General features: G+C 69.8%; 14 protein-coding genes. 6 read left to right on the top strand and 8 right to left on the bottom strand.

Annotated features, from left to right (window positions below):
* Positions 1–586: 586 nt before the first annotated feature.
* Together ACFQVD_RS42970 and ACFQVD_RS42965 are read right to left on the bottom strand one after the other, a co-directional pair.
* Entirely contained in the window at positions 587–2,800 is a 2,214-nt protein-coding gene (locus tag ACFQVD_RS42970; protein WP_343966858.1) for a family 2 encapsulin nanocompartment cargo protein terpene cyclase, read from the bottom strand.
* A gap of 148 nt (positions 2,801–2,948) precedes the next feature.
* Entirely contained in the window at positions 2,949–3,170 is a 222-nt protein-coding gene (locus ACFQVD_RS42965; protein ID WP_343966860.1) for a hypothetical protein, read from the bottom strand.
* A 178-nt stretch (positions 3,171–3,348) separates the two neighbouring features.
* Between ACFQVD_RS42965 and ACFQVD_RS42960 the strand changes: the two genes are divergently transcribed.
* The 4 genes from ACFQVD_RS42960 (at position 3,349) to ACFQVD_RS42945 (ending at position 10,144) form a co-directional block, all read left to right on the top strand.
* A complete protein-coding gene (locus ACFQVD_RS42960) occupies positions 3,349–5,220 on the top strand; it encodes a class I SAM-dependent DNA methyltransferase (RefSeq protein ID WP_386273912.1) in 1,872 nt (623 codons plus the stop codon).
* A gap of 237 nt (positions 5,221–5,457) precedes the next feature.
* Positions 5,458–7,812: a putative Ig domain-containing protein gene (locus tag ACFQVD_RS42955; RefSeq protein ID WP_343966864.1), complete on the top strand. Its 2,355-nt coding sequence runs from the start codon at positions 5,458–5,460 to the stop codon at positions 7,810–7,812.
* A 225-nt stretch (positions 7,813–8,037) separates the two neighbouring features.
* On the top strand, positions 8,038–8,940 hold the full coding sequence (locus ACFQVD_RS42950; protein ID WP_343966866.1) for a hypothetical protein: 903 nt from the start codon (positions 8,038–8,040) through the stop codon (positions 8,938–8,940).
* Positions 8,927–10,144 (top strand): helix-turn-helix domain-containing protein, encoded by a 1,218-nt coding sequence (locus ACFQVD_RS42945; protein ID WP_343966868.1) that lies wholly within the window; start codon positions 8,927–8,929, stop codon positions 10,142–10,144. Before ACFQVD_RS42950 ends, ACFQVD_RS42945 begins: the two co-directional genes overlap by 14 nt.
* Here the strand turns inward: ACFQVD_RS42945 and ACFQVD_RS42940 are convergent.
* From ACFQVD_RS42940 to ACFQVD_RS42920, 5 genes are all read right to left on the bottom strand, one after another.
* Positions 10,119–10,343, bottom strand: a complete 225-nt coding sequence (locus tag ACFQVD_RS42940; RefSeq protein ID WP_030912140.1) for a hypothetical protein — start codon at positions 10,341–10,343, stop codon at positions 10,119–10,121. The two genes, ACFQVD_RS42945 and ACFQVD_RS42940, sit on opposite strands and share 26 nt — an antisense overlap.
* Before the next feature lie 401 nt (positions 10,344–10,744).
* Positions 10,745–11,209: a hypothetical protein gene (locus tag ACFQVD_RS42935; protein WP_364148943.1), complete on the bottom strand. Its 465-nt coding sequence runs from the start codon at positions 11,207–11,209 to the stop codon at positions 10,745–10,747.
* Positions 11,210–11,286: 77 nt separating this feature from the next.
* Entirely contained in the window at positions 11,287–12,099 is an 813-nt protein-coding gene (locus tag ACFQVD_RS42930) for an SAM-dependent methyltransferase (protein WP_343966874.1), read from the bottom strand.
* A gap of 157 nt (positions 12,100–12,256) precedes the next feature.
* Positions 12,257–13,171: a helix-turn-helix domain-containing protein gene (locus ACFQVD_RS42925; RefSeq protein WP_343966876.1), complete on the bottom strand. Its 915-nt coding sequence runs from the start codon at positions 13,169–13,171 to the stop codon at positions 12,257–12,259.
* Positions 13,172–13,319: 148 nt separating this feature from the next.
* Positions 13,320–14,228 (bottom strand): LysR family transcriptional regulator, encoded by a 909-nt coding sequence (locus ACFQVD_RS42920; protein ID WP_343966878.1) that lies wholly within the window; start codon positions 14,226–14,228, stop codon positions 13,320–13,322.
* Between the two features lie 67 nt (positions 14,229–14,295).
* Here ACFQVD_RS42920 and ACFQVD_RS42915 point away from each other — a divergent pair, with 67 nt between their 5' ends.
* Positions 14,296–15,528: an MFS transporter gene (locus tag ACFQVD_RS42915; RefSeq protein WP_343966880.1), complete on the top strand. Its 1,233-nt coding sequence runs from the start codon at positions 14,296–14,298 to the stop codon at positions 15,526–15,528.
* Here ACFQVD_RS42915 and ACFQVD_RS42910 read toward each other — a convergent pair.
* Positions 15,467–16,192, bottom strand: coding sequence for a hypothetical protein (locus ACFQVD_RS42910; RefSeq protein ID WP_343966882.1), 726 nt, complete (start codon positions 16,190–16,192; stop codon positions 15,467–15,469). The two genes, ACFQVD_RS42915 and ACFQVD_RS42910, sit on opposite strands and share 62 nt — an antisense overlap.
* A 364-nt stretch (positions 16,193–16,556) precedes the next feature.
* Here ACFQVD_RS42910 and ACFQVD_RS42905 point away from each other — a divergent pair, with 364 nt between their 5' ends.
* Positions 16,557–17,909 (top strand): ABC transporter substrate-binding protein, encoded by a 1,353-nt coding sequence (locus tag ACFQVD_RS42905; RefSeq protein WP_343966884.1) that lies wholly within the window; start codon positions 16,557–16,559, stop codon positions 17,907–17,909.
* Position 17,910 lies beyond the last annotated feature (1 nt).

The following is a 17,910-nucleotide window of genomic DNA, read 5'->3' as shown; positions in this document are numbered from 1 at the left end:
CACCTTGAACGCGACGGCCATGTACCCGACCGGCGTCGCCGGCCCCCGCATGATGTCAACCGTGTCAGCGAGCGGGCTTGACTCCTCCCCCGCTTGAAAGCAGGGGACTCCTGGCTCACGCCGTCTGACGGACCGGCGGACCCGTCAGGTCTTCCACGATCAACACCAGCCGGGTTGAGACCAGCCCGGACGAGCATCACGCGGGCGGAGTTCTCATCCCTACCGGCACCCCTTCGACAGGGTCTGTCCGCGCTTCGGTTTCCGCCTGACCATCATCTTCTGGTGGCGGGCCGGCCACCGGGCTGTTTCCCGCCGTGCTCGGCGGGGGGGCAGGTCGTGGTCGTCGCCGCTGATTGATGACAGACGCAGCCGGTAGGTGTACCGGGCCGTGCCTGGCCTCCGACTCGCCTGATGCCGTCATACGGAACCGAGCGAGAGGGAACAGAGCCGGGTCCCGCTCCTGACCGGGGCCCGGCCGTACGATGAACCTCACTCCGGACCGGAACGCGGTCGCACGGTGAACTTCCCCTTCGGCGGCCCGCGGCCGGGCTTCCCGACCGGAGACCGGTCACGGTGGGTGTGTCGTTCAGCTCCCGCCGACGTAGGCGGCGAGGGTCCCCAGCCCGGTGGGACCGCCGACCGGGCGGGTCGTGGCGGGTGGGTGGCGCAGCTCGGACTCGTCGTAACGGCGGGTCTTCATGTGCCAGAGCAGGACGCCCGCCATCCAGTCCTGCAGCTCCGCCACGTATCCGTTGAGTGTCTCCCGAGCCTCCTCGTCGAGGTCGAAGTCGTCGAACAGAGCCGGGAGCTCGGTGGCGACGGTGTGCTCGAACTGCCGCATTCGAGATGTCATCAGGTCGTTGACGATGGCGACCGCCTGTCGCAGGTCGCAGTTGAGGAAGTCCTGGACGACCAGCACGCAGTTGTGCAGCTCGCCTTCGAACTGGATCTCCTTCTGGTAGGAGCAGAGGTCGTTGACCAGGCAGGCGTAGTCGGCGGCCGAGTCGTCCAGCCCGCGCATCGTCCGGGTGTTGTAGACCTCGGGCGGCACCGACTGGCCGTGGGCCAGCCGGGACAGGCTCATGGTGAGGTCGGAGCCGAAGGTCTTGCGGCGCATCTCGATGTAGTCGACCGGGTCGGGAACCCGGTTCTGGATGTGGTTGGCCAGCTCCCACAGCCAGCTCTCCGTCATGTCCTCGACGGCCCGGCGGAACCTGGCGCGCGCGCTCTCCGTCATGGGGGGCGCCGTACGGAACCACAGGTCGGCCAGGCCACGCTCGATCGGGTTGGCCGGCGGCGGGGTGGCGGAGAGGTCGAGCGGCATGAACGCCGACAGCCGCTCGTTGAACACCTTCGCGCCGAGCATGTCACGCCGGGGCCCGAACACAACCGGAAAGTAGTCGTCGGCATAGGTCCCCCAGGTGAGCCAGAACGTCGAGATGTCCAGCTCGGGGCCGGGCGCGTCCGGGTTGATCGCCCCGGCACAGACGGCGAAGTCGTAGCCGTCGAGCTTGTGCTCGGTCCAGACGGCCAGCCCGGGGAAGCCGGGTAGCTGCTCGAACATTCCCATCTCGCGCGCCCACTCCACCGCGTGGCGGCGGGCACTGTCCAGGTTGGGGTTCATCCTGGCCTGGTACGGCATGTAGATCTCGGGCAGCGGCACCGGCCCCACCTTCCGCAGGGGGACGTGGGTGTGGCTCCTGATCCCACCCGGGCCGGTGATGCCGGGCGCCAGCCTGATACGCGCCGCCGAGGTGCCCAGGCCGGTGGGACCGCCGAGGAGGGCCGGGGCGACCGTTGAGGTCTGCGAGGTCCCGTTCATGTAGCGGCTGGAGCGCATGTGCCACTCATGGCCACCCGACTGCCAGTCCTGGAGTCCCTTGACGTACGCGAGGACGTCGATGCGGGACTTGAGGTCCAGGCCGTGCTCCTCGAAGAGGGCCGGCAACTCGGTGAGGGCGGTGTTCTCGAACTGGTGCAGCCTGGAGGTGATCAGGTCGTTGACCGCGTCGGCCGCCTGCTGGGTGTCGTAGCCCAGGAAGCGCTCGAAGACCAGCACCCCGTTGCTGAGCTCGCCCTCGTCGCCGACCTCCCGCTCGTAGGAGAAGAGGTCGTTGCGCAGGTGCACCCCGTCGGAGAAGGTGTCCCTCAGCACGCGCATCGGCCGGCTGGCGGCGATGGCGGCCGGGACCTCCGCGCCCGCGGCGTGCTCCACCAGATTGGCCGACCAGGGGGCGCCGCCGACCTTACGCCGCATCTCGATGTACTCGATCGGGTTGGCGACGCGTCCGGCGTTGATGTTGGCGAGCTCCCAGAGGGACTCGTCGAGGAGGTTCTTCGTGCTCTCGACGAACCGGGCCCGCCAGTCGGCGGACATGGCCGGGATGGTCCGGGCCCACAGGTCGGCCAGGCCGCGCTCCACCGGATTCTCCGGCTCGGGAGCGGGCCCGGTGGGGTGCACCGGCATGAAGGCCGCCAGCCGGTCGAGGTATTCCTTGGCCCCGGCCAGGTCACCGCTGCGCTTGAAGGCCTCCAGGAAGTGGTCGTCGAAGAAGAACACCCACACGTACCAGTCGGTGATGAGATCGAGTTCGGGGGCGGGCGCGTCGGGATGGGTGTAGGCGCAGAGCAGGCCGTAGTCCATCGCCTCCAGCCTGTCCTCGTCCCAGATGCCGAGGTCGGGATCGAGGATGCCCATGTCGTGCGCCCAAACCCTGGTGTGCTCGCGCGCGGTCTCCACGTGGGGGTTCAGCCTGGCCGGATACGGCAGGTAGAAGTCGGGGAGCTCGAAGGGTTGCATGTTCTGTCCTTCCGTATCCGACGTCGACGCGTCCGGGGGCGCCCTGGGCATCGGGCGTCAGGAGCACGGCGAATCGATGAGGTGGCCCCTCTTTCCAGAGGCCACGACAGGCAGAACGTTACGCAATGACCACGGAGAGTGAAAGGGATTATCGCGAATACGCCATGGCACGGTCAGGACATCCGGCGTCCACCGACCAGTGCTCCGGGCGACCCGGGCGCGACGCGCCGGCCGCGAGGTCGCGGAGCTGGTCGGCGAACGCGAGTGCCTGTTCCGGTGTCATCCGGGGCTCGGTGCCGACGTAGAAGACCACGATGTCCCCGCTCGGGGACGTCGTGGCGGTGAACGGGAGAGACGGGTGGATAACCATGATGGGGTCATCCTTGCCTGCCCCACCGACAATTCGCAGGTCCTTTTTTACGCCCGGCACCCTCGTCACGTGAACCAAATACACGTACTCGATACCGCCGATCGACGCCCGTCAACGCTGTGAGATAAGTTGTCGTCCACATGTCAAATGGGCTGACGTGGGAAAACGGAGGCTGGCGATGGCAGGGGACGAGGCGAGCGTCACCGCCGCCGACATCGCACGGATGGCGGGCGTCGGCCGCGCGGCCGTGAGCAACTGGCGGCGACGGCACGAGGACTTCCCCGAGCCCGTGGGCGGGACTGCGACCAGCCCGACCTTCTCGCTCGGCGCCGTCGAGGCGTGGCTGCTCCAGCAGGGCAAGGTGGCCGAGCTCCCGCTACGCGAGCGCGTCTGGCAACAGGTCCGCGCCGCCGGCGACGACCTCAGGCTCGGCGAGGTCGTCGCCGAGGCCGCCGAGCTCCTGCTCGGCCAGGGCAGGCCGCACACCGTCCCGGCCCCCGCGTGGGAGCTGATCAGGCGGTACGCCGAGGAGGAGGGCGGCCCCCAGGCCGTCCGCTTCCTGCTGGACCGCTACGCCGACGTCCACTCGCGCCGCCTGGCCGAGACACCCGCCGAGATCGCGGACTTCATGGCCCACCTGGCGGGGCCCGGCGCGCGGTCCGTCCTCGACCCCGCCTGCGGCCTCGGCGTCCTCCTCGCCGCGGCGGCCCCGGGGCGGCGCGCGTACGGGCAGGAGTACGACGACTCCCTGGCCCGGCTGGCGCGGTCACGCCTGACACTGGCCGGAGCGGGTGGGGCGCCGGAGACCGGTGGCGAGGTCAGGGCGGGCGACTCGCTGCGCCGTGACGCCTGGCCCGACCTGACCGTCGACGCCGTCGTGTGCCATCCCCCGTTCAACGAGCGCCACTGGGGATACGACGAGCTGACGAGCGACCCGCGCTGGGAGTACGGGCTACCGCCCAAGATGGAGTCGGAGCTGGCCTGGGTCCAGCACGCGCTCGCCCACCTGGCGCCGGGCGGCGTCGCGGTGCTGCTGATGCCCGCGATCGCCGCCAACCGCCGCTCGGGCCGCCGCATCCGCAGCAACCTGCTGCGGCGCGGGACCCTGCGGGCCGTCATCGGCCTCCCCCCGAAGGTCGCGTCGGGCGGCACCGCGCTGCCCGTGCACATCTGGGTGCTGCGCAAGCCCACCGCCGACGACCCCACCCCGTCCCGCGTTCTGATGGCCGAGGCCGACCTGGGAAACCTCGACACGGTGGCCGAGCGGTGGCGCGAGTTCCGCGCGGATCCCGACCTCGACGTCGACAGGCCGGGCGAGAGCCGCACTGTCCCGATCATCGAGCTGGTCGACGAGGACGTCGACGTCACCCCCTCCCGTTATCTCGGCACCGAGGAGCAGGTCTCCGCGGAGGGTTACCTCCTGCTCCGCGAGCGGCTGGCCGAGCGGCTCGGGCGGCTGGCCACCCTCGTCCCCGAGGCCGTCCCCGGCACCGGCCAGGAGTTGCCGTCCGTCACGCTGGCGGAACTGGAGCGGATCGGGGCGCTGGCCGTCTGGCAGGCGGGGCGCTTCGAGATCGACGGCTCGGGCGATCCGGTACTGACCGACCGGCACGTCCTGGACGGGGGCGCGGTGGAGACCCGCACCCGCCCCGAGGGCCGGATCAGGATCGAGCCCGGAGACGTGGTCACCGCCATCGGGACCGGCGGCCTGGCCACCCGGGTGATCGAGGAGCCCGGCCTGCTGCTCGGTCCCCGGCTCGTCCTGCTGCGCCCCGACCCCGACCGGCTGGACCCGTTCTTCCTCGCGGGCTTCGTCCGGGCTCTCTCCCCGGGTGCGACGACCGGCACCCAGTCCGGCTCCACCCGCTTCGACCCGCGCCGCGCCCAGGTGCCGCGCCTCTCGGTCGAGGAGCAGCGGAGGTACGGCGACACCTTCCGCGGGATCTTCACCTTCGAGACCGAACTCCGGGAGCTGACCGCCTCGGGCCAGGCCGCCGCCACCGCCCTGACCCACGCCCTCGCCGCCGGAACCCTCGCTCCCCCGACCTGAGGTGTCCTCCCGTACGGGCGGCACGACCCGGCCCTGCCGACAGCTGCGGGGTCGACACCGCCGAGGCTGACGCGTTGCCGACGCCAATGTGTCCGCTTTTTGATGATTTGTCGGCAAAGCGATAACTCCCGTTCAATCAGCCCGGCCACTCTGTCACCGATAGATGAGCAGCCGTTCGCGGCCACCGCGACCGGACGCCCCAGCCGAGGCGTGGGCGATGTTGTGAAGGAGTGACGCATGCGCGGCAACAGGATGACGCGCCGTACCAGGAGAGTGGCGGTGTGGGCCACCTCGACCTTCATCGCCTCGATGCTGGGTCTCGGCACCGTCCCAGCTCTGGCGGCCGACGGTGACACGGTTGTTCTCGCCGAGGACTTCTCCTCTGGGCGGCTTCCCAGCGGGTGGACCAGCCACCTCGGCACCTGGCAGGTAAAGAACGGCCGCCTTGAGGGCACCTCCGTCAACGGACAGCGTGCTCGCGTCACGTTCGGCACCAGCTACGAGAACTACCGGCTTGAGGCCACGGCGAACTTCCTGCAGGTGGCGAACGACTCCCGCTGGCTCAACGTGGCCGCGGACTTCCACGGTGCGCAGGACTACGGTTCGGTGTTCGTGGTGCGCAGCAACACCAAGCTGAGCAACGGTCTCGAGTACGCGGTGAGCAAGGCGGCCGGCGCGGCGTACGCGTCCCCCGTCACCGCCGCCGCGGGCGTCGCGCTCAACACGAACGAGACGCACGCGCTCTCGCTTGAGGTGCGCGGCACGCGGGCCACCCTCTCGATCGACGGTGTCCCGTACCTGTCGACGAAGGACATGTTCCGCGCCGACGGAACCCTCGGCCTCGTCGTCAACAACTCCACCGTCGCCTTCGACGACATCAAGGTCACTCGACTCGCCCCCGAGGCGACCCCGCCGGGCACGCCACCGGGCCTGCACGTCTCGCAGAACGACACCCAGGCCACGCTGACCTGGTCCGCGCCCACCGACGCGGGCAAGACCCCCGCGGGAACGCCCGCGACCGTGACCGGCTATGAGGTCGCGATCGGCACCACCGAAGCCGACCCGGCCGGTCTGGCCTGGTCTCCGGCGGCTGGAACCGCGCACACCTTCACCCCCTCCAAGGCCGGTGTCTACAAGCTGTGGGTGCGTGCCGTCAACAGCGAGGGCAAGGTGAGTGAGCCGGCGAGCGCGACCGCATCGCCGGGGGTTCCCAAGATCAAGGGCTTCAACAAGGCGGTCAGCGGCGGCGCCTGGAGCGCGGGCCACGTGCAGGGCATCGCCATCGACCAGACGAACGGGTACATCTACCACTCGTTCACCACGCTGCTCGTGAAGACCGACCTTGAGGGCAACGTCGTCGGCACGGTGGGCGGGTTCACCGGACATCTCGGTGACCTCGACTTCAACGAGGCCGACGGCCGCGTCTACGGCTCGCTGGAGTACAAGGCGCAGAAGGCCTTCTACATCGCCGTCATCGACGTCGACGCGATCGACAGAATCGGGATGGCGGCGCAGAACTCCGAGATCGTGAAGACCGTCTACCTCAGCGAGGTGGTCAATGACTTCACCGCCGACATGGACGGCAACGGGATCTTCGACGGCGACATCGGGAACACCCCCGACCACCGCTACGGCAGCAGCGGCATCGACGGCGTCGGCTTCGGCCCCAAGTTCGGCACGACCGGCGGCAAGCAGTACCTGACGGTGGCCTACGGCGTCTACTCGAACCTCAACCGCACGGACAACGACCACCAGGTGCTGCTGCAGTACGACACGAGCGACTGGGCCGGCTACGAGAAGCCGCTCGTCGAGGCGGCCCCCCACCACAGCGGCCCAGAACAGGCACCGGGCAAGTACTTCGTCCGTACCGGCAACACCACGTACGGTGTGCAGAACCTGGAGTACGACGACTTCCTGCGGCGCTGGTTCATGGGCGTGTATGCCGGCGCCAAGCCGACCTTCCCGAACTACACGCTTTTCGCGGTGGACGCCGCGACCCGGCCCGTGCCCGGCGAGCTCGTCGGCAACGGCGGGGAGCAGGGCCTGCTGATCCCGCTGGCGGAGGACGGCCGCACGCACGAGGCCGGCGGCGTCCGCGGCTGGGTCCAGAAGGCGGACGTGGGCATGGAGTCGCTCGGAGACGGACTCTTCTACCTCGCGCGCAACGGCACCAGGAACGGGCAGCAGACCTCCGACCTCACGCTCTACCGGTGGACCGGCGACGCCAACGCGCCGTTCGCGGCGGTGAACAGCGAGAGCGAGCTCTACCGCGCCCCCGTCATCACCTCTTCGGCTCCGGCAGGCGGCCAGGTCGGCAAGGCGTACTCCCACACCTTCACCGCCTCGGCGTTTCCGAAGGCGAGCTTCACGGTCACCGCCGGCAAACTGCCCAAGGGGCTCACCCTTGACGCCGCGTCCGGCATGCTCTCCGGCAAGCCGGTGAAACCCGGCAAGGCCACCTTCACCGTCACCGCCACGAACGAGGTCGCCCCGGCCGCCACGCAGAGTGCGGTCATCAAGATCAAGCCTTCCAGGAACGACACGAAGGGCAATGGAAAAGAGGGCGGGAAAGGTTCCTCCCACAACAGGTAGGTGAGACAACCGGATCCAGGCGCCCCGCGAAGGCGATGCACATCACCACGCACGCGGGTGCTCCGCATCTCTCATGATCGCTTTCGCTCGGTGGCCAAAGCCTGCCGTCCTCACGCCCGCCGAGCGGGGCCGTCGGCGACATGGGAGACAGACAACATCAAATAGAGCCCGTGCGGGAGTACGATGCACGGAAATGAAGTGTCGGCGATGACCGTCTGACACCGGGTGAAGCGTGAGCGGAGGTCGTCGATGGGCGAGGGGGCGTTGTCACCGGGCCGGGCGGGGTCGGCGCGAGTGGGGTCAGGCTGGGCGAGCGAGCGGTTCGGCGAGCGTGCCGAGGTCGTACGGCGGCAACTGGCCGTCTCGCTGCTTGAGGCGATGGGCAACGCGCAGGACGCGCAGAGCTCCGCGCACAGCGACAAGCGGTACACCTACGGCTTCACCATGATGGCCAGGCGCTACGAGGCGCTCGCCGAGGGACTGCGCGACGAACCGGGCTTCCGGCTGGTCAGGCCGCACGGCTCGCCGCACCACCTGGTGGTGCTCGGCGGCAACCTGCTGCTGCCGTTCCGCTACGCCGAGGACGACCGCACGCCGATCTCCGAGGCCCGGATCAGCGACGGCCGCATCTCCTCGCTGGTCCGCGAGCTGTTCGACCGGTTCGGCCCCGCGACCTCCTACCGGCAGGAGGAACTGGACCTGGCACTCGACGGGGACGGTGCCCAGGAGGAACTGGACCTGTCCGCGGGGGCGGACGGTCCGGCCACGGTCCGCCCCGCGCTCACCGGGCTGCCCGACGAGACCCGGCTGGTCCCGGTCGCCTACGCGGGCAACGCGCAGGCCGGCCTGCTGCGGCTCTACTGGGGCGAGGCGGAGCTCGTCGACGAGTTCGGCAGGATCCGCTGGCTGCACCACGAGCCGATCCCGCTGCCGGCCGCCCCCGCCGGTCCCCTCGCCGGCCCGTGGGCGACGGAGCCCGGTGCCGCGTCGCGTTTCGACGGCGGTCTCCTGCCCGACCTCGCGCTGAGCACGCGGTCTTCGGCCGAGCGGAAGAATGGCAAGATCTTCCCCGTAGGCAGTGAGGCACCAGAGGAAACCGTGGTCACCGGCGACAATGAGCAACCGTAACCAGCCCCCCCTGTTCGGCGTCGCCGAGGGCGGCCCGAGCCCGCAGGCCGTTACCGACGCGTTCGACCAGGCGCGGCTGACCCAGGCGCGGCAGCTGGCGGGGATGACGAAGAAGGACCTGGCCGAGCGGATCGGCGTCACCCCCGCGGCGGTGGGGCAGTACGAGACGGGCATGACCCGTCCACGCCCCGAGCTCGTTCCCCGCCTGGCCGACGCGCTCGGCGTGCCACCGGCGTTCTTCCTGCTCGGCCGCCCGCACGGCAAGCTGGACGGGTCCATGGCGCACTTCAGGAGCCTGCGCTCCACCCGTGCCCACCAGCGCGCCAAGGCCGCGGCCTTCGTCGAGCAGGTCTGGGAGCTGGCCCACGCCCTGGAGAAGCAGGTCAGGCTGCCGGACGTGGCCCTTCCCGGTTTCTCCGGCGGCGAGGTCCACTCCGGCGTCGAGTTGCCCCGCGACCCCGTCCAGGCCGCCCGCGCCCTGCGGCGGCTCTGGCGGCTGGGCACCGGCCCGCTGTCGCACGTCGTACGGCACATGGAGGCGCAGGGGATCGTCGTGGTCCTCCCGCCGCCGGACGAGGACGCCACCACGGTGGACGCCTTCTCCACCTCCCAGCTGCCGCGCCCGATCGTGGTGCTGACCGCCAACCGGTTCGACGACATCCACCGCTACCGCTTCACCGCCGCCCACGAGCTGGGCCATCTGGTGCTGCACGGTGACGCGGCCTCGGGAGACACCCAGCAGGAGCGCGAGGCCGACGTCTTCGCCGCCGAGTTCCTCACCCCGCGCGACAGCATCCTGCCCGAGCTGCCCGGCCGCCTCGACCTGCGCAGGCTGGTCGAGCTCAAGCGCACCTGGGGCGTGTCCGTCGACTCCCTGCTGTACCGCTGCCGCGAGGTCGGTCTGATCTCCGACTCGGCGGCGAGCCGCGCCTACCAGCGGCTCAAGACGCTCCGCGACCAGCCGGGCTTCGCCGCCGAGCCGATAAGCGGCTACCCCGGCGAGCAGCCCGTGCTGCTGCGCCAGGCCTTCGACCTGGCCGTCGGCGAGACCGGTCTCACCATGGAGCGGCTCGCCACCCAGCTGGCCTGGCCGGTCTCCCGGGTGCGTGAGCTGCTCGACCTGCCCGACCCGCGCCCGGCGTTGCGCCTCGTGCCCGACGCGTCCGCGGCAGGCGGCCCTACTCGGCCTCGACGCGCTCCCTGATCCACTCCATGCCGTCCTGCCAGGAGGCGAACGCCTGGAGGTAGCGGCCGTCACGGGCATGGAAGGCGTGATACCTGAAGTCCCCGTCGCTGCCCGTACGGATCAGGTCGTAGACGTCACCCTTGGAGCGGTACCACACGCACTCGCCGTCAGCGGGACGCGAGGGCGAGGCATAGGCGAACTCACGCGTGATGGACATGTGACGGATGCTACGGATCGACGAATCCGCAGGCAATGCCGTATCCATTTCATTCAGGGATAAAGTTCACCCTCCGTCTCGGCCGGCTCGCGGGCGACCGTGACGATCAGCCGATGCCGTCGCGCCACGGCGCTCCCCCTGTGTCTCCTCCGCTCCCGAGGGGAGCGGCTTCTCGCCGGCCCGCCCGTGGACGTCCCGCCGACTCTAGTAGTGCTAGACAAGAGATCTCTGACAGAAATATCGCGGCTCGCACATCTAGCGGCGCTACGGCAAGTGATCCGGCCCCGGACGAGACGACGCGCCCGCTCGTCCGGCATCCGGGCTGCCCCCGGGCCGCCCCGGGCCGCCCCGGGCCGCACGGAGACCCCGGGCCCGCCCGGCACGGGCCCGTGTCTCCGCCGTCACCCGGCGGGCGGTGTGGGGGTGGGGGTCACCCGGTGGTCGGTCAGGTGCAGGTCGCCTCCGAGCGTCTCGCGCAGCTCGTCCAGGACCTGCCTGGCGCCGAGTACGGTCCACAACTCCCCGACGAGATGGGGGTTGTACTCCGGCGCCTGGTCCATCCACTGGTCCTTGCCGTGCTGGGTGACGAAGGTGCTGATGAAGAACCGGCCGGCGGAGGTCTCGCAGGCTCCGGTACGGATGTCGACCGCGTCGACCTGGATCTCGGCCTTGCAGCCGACCTTCCTGGCGAGCTGCTCGACCGTGGGCGGCGGCCCCGCGGGGACCGCGTCGCCCGCCGCCACGGCGGCGGGGGGACCCGCGGGCCGGTCCGCGCTGCAGGCGATGGAGAACGACAGGGCGAGGATCGCCGCGGCGATCGCGCGCGCGTTCCTGACGACACCGGACTGGCACGAATGTGTCAACATCCTGGAGATACGCACGTCCGGCCCGACAAGTTCACCGCCCGCCCAGGTTGGCCGCCTGGGGAAAGGCGCGTCGCCGGTCAGGGAACCCGGCCGACGGCGCCCACCGTGACGGCGCCGGCTCCCGGCGGGATGACGACGTCGCTGGGGTCGGGCCGCCAGTCGTAGACGGGCACCAGACCGGGTTCGAGGATCTCCAGCCCGTCGAACAGTCCGCGGATCTGGGTGAGGGTTCGGGGGAAGACACCGCCCGCGGTGGTCGTGCCGTAGACACCACGGCCCTGGCGGACCTGCTCCTCGCTGAGGTCGCCGGAGGTGACGTGGGAGATCACCACGTGGCTGCCCGAGGCCAGCCGCCGCCCGAAGGAGGTGGCGATGTCGGCGGCCTCCTTGTCGTCCGCGACGAAGTGCAGGATGGAGACCATGAGGACGGCGACCGGCTGGTCGAAGTCGATGCGCTCGCGGACCTCCGGGTGATCCAGGATCGCGTCCGGCTCCCGCAGGTCCCCGGAGATCACGGTGGTCTGCGGGTTGTCGGCGAGCAGCGCGCGGGCGTGCACGAGCACGATGGGATCGTTGTCGACGTAGACGATCCGGGAGTCGGGCGCCTCGCGCAGGACGACCTGGTGCACGTTCTCCTGTGTCGGCAGGCCGGCGCCGATGTCGATGAACTGGCGGATCCCCGCGGCGGCGAGATGCCGCACGGTGCGCCCGAGGAAGGCGCGGTTGGAGCGCGCCACGTCCTTCACGTTGGGGACAAGCTCCACGATCCTGTCACCGGCCGCCCGGTCGGAGGCGAAGTTGTCCTTGCCTCCCAGGTAGTAGTCGTACATACGGGCCACACTCGGGACCGTGGGGTCGATTCCCGCCGGTGCCTGCTCGCGCTCAGTCATATCCTCGCCTTCACCACTCTTTCGCGCATGCTAGACGAGTGGCCGGTACTTCAGATCATGAAACGACATATCATCTGATCGAAAATTAGGACGGCCCCGAACTCCCGGGCAGCGCATTCCCCCGGAACCGCCGGCGAACAGCCCTTGCGGTCCCGTATCAGCCCGAGAGCTCCTCACGAAGGTCCTCCAGGAACCTCCGGCTCTCGGCGAAGGAGTACGCCTGGACGCACAGGCGGTCCATGACCTGCATGTAGTGGTCGGTCTCGTCGAGCTTGTCCAGGTAGAGGGCGCTGTTGAGCTGTTCCATGTAGACCACGTCGGGCAGTTCCCGCTCGGGGAAGCGCAGGATGGAGAACGGACCGCCAGCCGCGGCGTGACCGCCCCGGTCGAACGGCATGATCTGCAGCCTGACATTGGGCATCTCGACGGCTTCGAGCAGGTGGTCCACCTGGGCGCGCAGCACCTGGGGCCCGCCGATGGGCCGCCGCAGCACGGCCTCGTCCATCACCGCCCAGAGCGTCGGAGCGTCCGGCCTGATCAGCCGCTGCTGACGGGCCATACGGAGCGAGACCCGGCGGTCGACCTCGCTCGCCGAGGCGCCGCCGTGCACGAGCATGATGACGGCCCGCGCGTACTCGGGGCTCTGCAGGAGGCCGGGGATGAACTGCACCTCGTAGGTCCGGACCGTCGAGGCCGCCTCTTCGAGCCCGACGTAGACCTCGAACCAGTTGGGGAGCAGGTCGTTGTACTTGTGCCACCAGCCGGGCGCGTTGGCCTGACGGACCAGTGTCAGCAGCGGGGCCCTTTCCTCGGTATCGGTCACCCCGTACATCGTCAGCAGATCCGCGACGTCGCGTTCCTTGAAACCGACCCGCCCGAGCTCCAGCCGGCTGATCTTGGCGTGCGAGGCGCGGATGGCGTAGCCGGCCTGTTCACGGGTGATGTTCTTGGCGACGCGCAGCCTCCGCAGCTGGGCACCGAGAAGAATGCGCAGGACGGTGGGGCCGCCACCTCCCGCGTAGCTGAGAACACCGCTCTGCGCGCCGCTGTTCTCGGCGGTCCCTCTGGCCATGCCGGCTCCCTGTCGCACCTTCCTACGGTGCCACAGTTTCACATATACAGTGCGAATCTCACAGTCCCGCTAGGCACGCACTTGCGTATGCACTTGCAATCGCATGTGCATACATAGACAAATCTTCCTTTACAGCCCATTTTCCGACTCAGGAACCCGTGTCCGAAACCGGTACCCCGAGCGCGTGCCCGACGGCCGCCTCGTTGAACGCCCGGATCGCCGCCGTCTCCGCCGCCTTCACCCAGGCCAGGCCGAGGATCGAGGGAGGCAACCCTGTGACGGGGACGAAGCTGACATCCGGGCGCCCGTGGTAAGCCGCCGTGGGTGTGCAGAACAACATGCCGCCCCGGTTGAGCGCCACCTGGGTCAGTCCCTCCTGGCTGGTGGCCACCGTACCGGCCCGGGGAATGGGACGGCCGGAAGGGGTCGCGGACGGTGCCACATGCTCGCGCCACGTGCGCGGAGCCGGGCCGTCCAGGCCGATCAGAGATACGCCGGCCAGTTCCTCGGCGCCGATGCTCGCACGGGCGGCCAACGGGTGGCGTGAGGAGACACCGAGCCGGTACGAGACCCGGTTCAGCCCTTCACCCGTCGCCAGATCGGGCTCGTCCACCGGGAGCAGCGTGAACGCGATGTCCACCTGCCCGGCCCGCAACTTGCCGAAGGGGTCGGAGAGCGGGATCTCCACCAACTCCGCCTCGCACCCCGGGTACCAGCGCTCGAAGACACGCACGCTGCCGGTGACGACATCCGTGGGCGTGGCCAGGAAGCCGAGCCTGATCACGCCTGTCACCTCGCGGGCGGCCGCCTTGGCCCGGCTGACCGCGTTCGCGAGGCCGTCGTAGGAGGGGCGCAGGTCGGCCAGGAAACGTTCGCCCAGGGGCGTGAGGCGCACGCGCCTGCTGGTCCGGTGGAAGAGCCCGCCGCCGAGCCTGGTCTCCAGCGAGCGCATGAGCTGACTCACCCTGCCGGGCGACAGGTAGAGGCGCTCGGCCGTACGCGCGAAGTGCAGCTCCTCGCTGAGTACGACGAAGCACTCCAGCTCCCTGAACTCCATCCCCACCTCCACCTGATCGTTTAGTCCACCTAAACCAAGCCTTCGACCTTCGCCATTGTTCCCGCTGGTGACCGGCAGAAAGCTGGCCGGCATGACCATGACCGATGTTTCCGCCGCTCCCCGGGCGCGCTGGCTCGCCGTGTCCTCGGTCGCGGTGGGCACCTTCACCATCGTGACCAGCGAGATGCTGCCCGTTGGCCTACTGACCTCGATCGCCGCCACCCTCGGCGTCTCCGACGGGACGGCCGGGCTGATGATGTCGGCGCCCGGGCTGGTAGCCGCCGTCTCCGCGCCCGTGCTGGCGATCACCGCCCGACGGCTCGACCGGCGCATCACGCTGCTGGGGCTGATGGCATTGCTGGCGGTGGCCAACCTGGCGGGCGCGTTCGCGCCGAACTACCCCGTCATGCTGGCCGCCCGGGTGCTGACCGGGGTGAGCATCGGCGGGTTCTGGGCCTTCGCGGCCGGACTCGGCCTGCGACTGGTGCCCGAAGGGTCCGTCGGGCGGGCCACGTCGATCATCTTGGCCGGGGTGTCGGTGGCGTCGGTACTGGGGGTGCCCGTGGCGACGTTCATCTCGTCGTTCGCGGGGTGGCGGACCGCGTTCATCGCCATGGGGGTGCTGGCCTTGGTCCTACTCGCGCTGCTGGCCGCCACCCTGCCGCCTCTGCCCGGCGAACCCCGAGCCCACGCGTCCGAGCCGTTGCCCCGCGAGGCCCCGGCCCGCGCGTCGGAGGGGCGGTTCACGTGGCTCTCCGGCCCGCTCAAGGTCGTCCTCGTCCTGACCGTCTTGATCGTGGCCGGTCACTTCGCGGCCTACACCTACGTCCGGCCGTTCCTGGAGCAGGTCTCGCACGCCGGTCCCGCCCTCGTCAGCACCGCCCTCCTCCTGTACGGCGCCGCGGGCGTGGCCGGCAACTTCGCGGCAGGCGCACGGGTGGCCAGGAACCCCAAGCCGGTCCTGGTCACGCTGGCCGTGCTGATGGCACTCTCCATGGCGGCGCTGCCCCTGATCGGCCTGCCCCTGATCGTGCTCATGGTGTGGGGCCTGGGCTACGGCGGCGTGGGGGTGACCCTGCAGCTCTGGATCATGCGGTCGGGCGGCGGCGAAATGGGCACGGCGCTCTTCGTCGGCGCCTTCAACGTCTCCATCGCGCTCGGCTCGTTCGCCGGCGGCCGGATCGTGGACAGCGTGTCGATCTCCGCGGTGATGTGGGTGGGAGCGGCGCTCGCCGTGATCAGCGCGGCCGTCGCCGGCTCGACCTGCCGGACGGGTTCATCGCCGAGACCGGAGTCGTGATCTCCGGCTTTCTTCCTCGGTACCGGCCCGAGGCGAGGTCGCAGGTGTCGTCATGTGCGACATCCCGGCCGGCCGCGGTACGGCGGGACAACATGCCGCGCACGATGTCGCACAGCTCGCTCGTCTCCCTCGGCGACAGCACCCGGCTGAGGCGGCGCTCGACCGCTCCCCCGCTCAACGATCCCGGCGCCCTCGTCGCGTTGAGGTAGCCGGACAGGAACGCGATCCGGAACAGCTTCTCCTGCGAGGGCGACTCGGCGGCGGCCCGCCCGGCCGCCTCCCCTCTGTCCCGGGGCGCCTCCAGCCCACCGAACAGCAGGTGCGCGGCGGCCCGTTGCAGGGCCAGCCCGTACAGGCGCATGGCCCCGTCCGGGGAGAAGGCGACGATCGAACGCCCGACGGCCTCGGCCGAGTCGGGCGACAGGTCGGCGATGCCGGTCTCCTCGCCGAGGCGGGTGTAGACGCGCACGACCTGCTCCCCCACGTACCCGGGCTGGAGGTGCTGGGAGAGCGTGACCGTCACCGTGGACCCGTCGGGGTTGCGCACCTCGGCGATGTCGGCCGCGTGGGTGACGTAGGCGGTGGAGTGCGCACGCTCGCACCACGGAGGGCACGGAGCCTCGATGTGGGGGCGAGAAGTCCTGACAGAGGCAGTGATGTCCATCCCGATCCTTCCAGCGTGAGGATGTGCACCGTCAAGGGCGTGCGCGAGCCGTGAGCCGGGGTCCGGCTCGCACGCCGGTGTTCGATGTGGCTCTCACCGGCAGGTACGCAGGATCCGGGCGCCGAGTTCACCTGGCCGCCCGGCATCCGGCGCGACGATCTCGGCCACGCCTGGCGATCCATGGATAAGAGCAGGTCAAGTGGCATCTAACGACAAGCAGGCAACGTAAGGCAACGACTCGGAAACACTCTTGTATTATTAATAAAATATGACTAATGTCCCTCGGTAATCGGATCCTGCAGGTCTGCCAGGCACTGCCCGGAAGCTGTCCACCGGGCATCTCCTCCGTTCACAGGGAGTCAACATGGGATCGAAGATGCCGAGGGTGGCGCGGCTTGCGGCCGTGGCCGCCGCGGCCGTGACACTGGGCGTGACCGCGGCCTGCGGCGGCGCGTCCGGCGAGCCCGCCGCAGGTCCGGCGGGCGGTGACCCGGCCCAGCCGGTCACCCTGAAGTTCTGGTCCTGGGTGCCCAACATCCAGAAGGCGGTCGACGCCTTCAACACCTCCCACCCCGGCATCAAGGTCCAGTTGGAGACCATCACCGCCGGCCCCGACGGCGGCTACGCCAAGATGCTCGCGGGCGTCAAGGCGGGCAACGCGCCCGACGTGGCCCAGGTCGGCTACGACTCCCTGCCCTCCTTCCTGGTCAACGGGGCGCTGGAGGACATCACCCAGCACGCGGAGCGGCACGCGTCGACGTTCGTCGACTGGCAGTGGCAGACCGGGGTCTTCGGCGGCAAGGTCTACGCCATCCCGCAGGCCAGCGGGCCGATGGGCTTCTACTACCGCAAGGACCTGTTCGACAAGTGGGGCATCGAGGCCCCGAAGACCTGGGACGACTTCGCCGCCGCGGCCAGGACGATCCGGAAGAAGGACAAGGACTCCTACATCTCCACCTTCGCCGCCAACCAGGCTCCCTGGCTGATCGCCCTCGCCCAGCAGGCCGGGCAGGGCTGGTTCGGCACCGAGGGCGACGCCTGGAAGGTGACGATCGACAACCCCGACACCCGCAAGGTGGCCGACTTCTGGCAGAAGATGCTCGACGACAAGCTGGTCAAGACCGAGGCCGACATGTCCAACGCCTGGTACAAGGACCTGCAGACCGGCGGCGTCGTCGGCTGGATCGGCGGCTCCTGGGGAGACGCGATCATCCGCGGCAACGCGCCGAAGACCTCCGGCAAGTGGGCCGTCGCCCCGATGCCCCAGTGGGCGGGCAGCACCGGGTTCGCCTCGGCCAGCTGGGCCGGCGGCTCCTCCTCGGCCGTGCTGAAAGGCACCAAGCACCCCGCCGAGGCCACCGCCTTCGCGGTATGGCTCAACAGTGACCCGCAGAGCGTCAACATCCTGCTGTCGGCCGGGTACGGCTGGCCGTCGGTCAAGGACACCGGCCAGATCACCAACCTGCAGCAGGACGACACCGTCTTCCCCTTCTACGGCGGCCAGAACATCTGGGACGTCTTCAAGGAGGCCGACGCGGCCGTCAGCGGCGACTGGCGCTGGCCTCCGGTCAGCGAGGCGCTGTACGCATCGGTCACCGACAACGCCAAGGCCGCGGTGCAGGGCGAGGGCACGCTCGCGGACGCGTTCGCCAAGAGCCAGCAGGCGATGGTCGAGCAGCTGAAGGCCAAGGGCCTCAACGTGGTGACGGGAGGCTGAC

This window comes from Streptosporangium amethystogenes subsp. fukuiense (genome assembly GCF_042665875.1).
In the GTDB taxonomy this organism is placed as follows: Bacteria; Actinomycetota; Actinomycetes; order Streptosporangiales; family Streptosporangiaceae; genus Streptosporangium; species Streptosporangium fukuiense.
Note: the sequence above shows the minus strand (reverse complement) of the source record. Positions and strands in the feature narration are given on the sequence as shown.

Bases quoted from the DNA above. Each gene is read 5' to 3' on its own strand.
- ACFQVD_RS42930 (WP_343966874.1), bottom strand. From the start codon at position 12,099: ATGACTGAGCGCGAGCAGGCACCGGCGGGAATCGACCCCACGGTCCCG.
- ACFQVD_RS42905 (WP_343966884.1), top strand. From the start codon at position 16,557: ATGGGATCGAAGATGCCGAGGGTGGCGCGGCTTGCGGCCGTGGCCGCC.
- ACFQVD_RS42910 (WP_343966882.1), bottom strand. From the start codon at position 16,192: ATGGACATCACTGCCTCTGTCAGGACTTCTCGCCCCCACATCGAGGCT.
- ACFQVD_RS42965 (WP_343966860.1), bottom strand. From the start codon at position 3,170: ATGGTTATCCACCCGTCTCTCCCGTTCACCGCCACGACGTCCCCGAGC.
- ACFQVD_RS42955 (WP_343966864.1), top strand. From the start codon at position 5,458: ATGCGCGGCAACAGGATGACGCGCCGTACCAGGAGAGTGGCGGTGTGG.
- ACFQVD_RS42960 (WP_386273912.1), top strand. From the start codon at position 3,349: ATGGCAGGGGACGAGGCGAGCGTCACCGCCGCCGACATCGCACGGATG.
- ACFQVD_RS42940 (WP_030912140.1), bottom strand. From the start codon at position 10,343: ATGTCCATCACGCGTGAGTTCGCCTATGCCTCGCCCTCGCGTCCCGCT.
- ACFQVD_RS42925 (WP_343966876.1), bottom strand. From the start codon at position 13,171: ATGGCCAGAGGGACCGCCGAGAACAGCGGCGCGCAGAGCGGTGTTCTC.
- ACFQVD_RS42945 (WP_343966868.1), top strand. From the start codon at position 8,927: ATGAGCAACCGTAACCAGCCCCCCCTGTTCGGCGTCGCCGAGGGCGGC.
- ACFQVD_RS42935 (WP_364148943.1), bottom strand. From the start codon at position 11,209: ATGTTGACACATTCGTGCCAGTCCGGTGTCGTCAGGAACGCGCGCGCG.
- ACFQVD_RS42970 (WP_343966858.1), bottom strand. From the start codon at position 2,800: ATGCAACCCTTCGAGCTCCCCGACTTCTACCTGCCGTATCCGGCCAGG.
- ACFQVD_RS42920 (WP_343966878.1), bottom strand. From the start codon at position 14,228: ATGGAGTTCAGGGAGCTGGAGTGCTTCGTCGTACTCAGCGAGGAGCTG.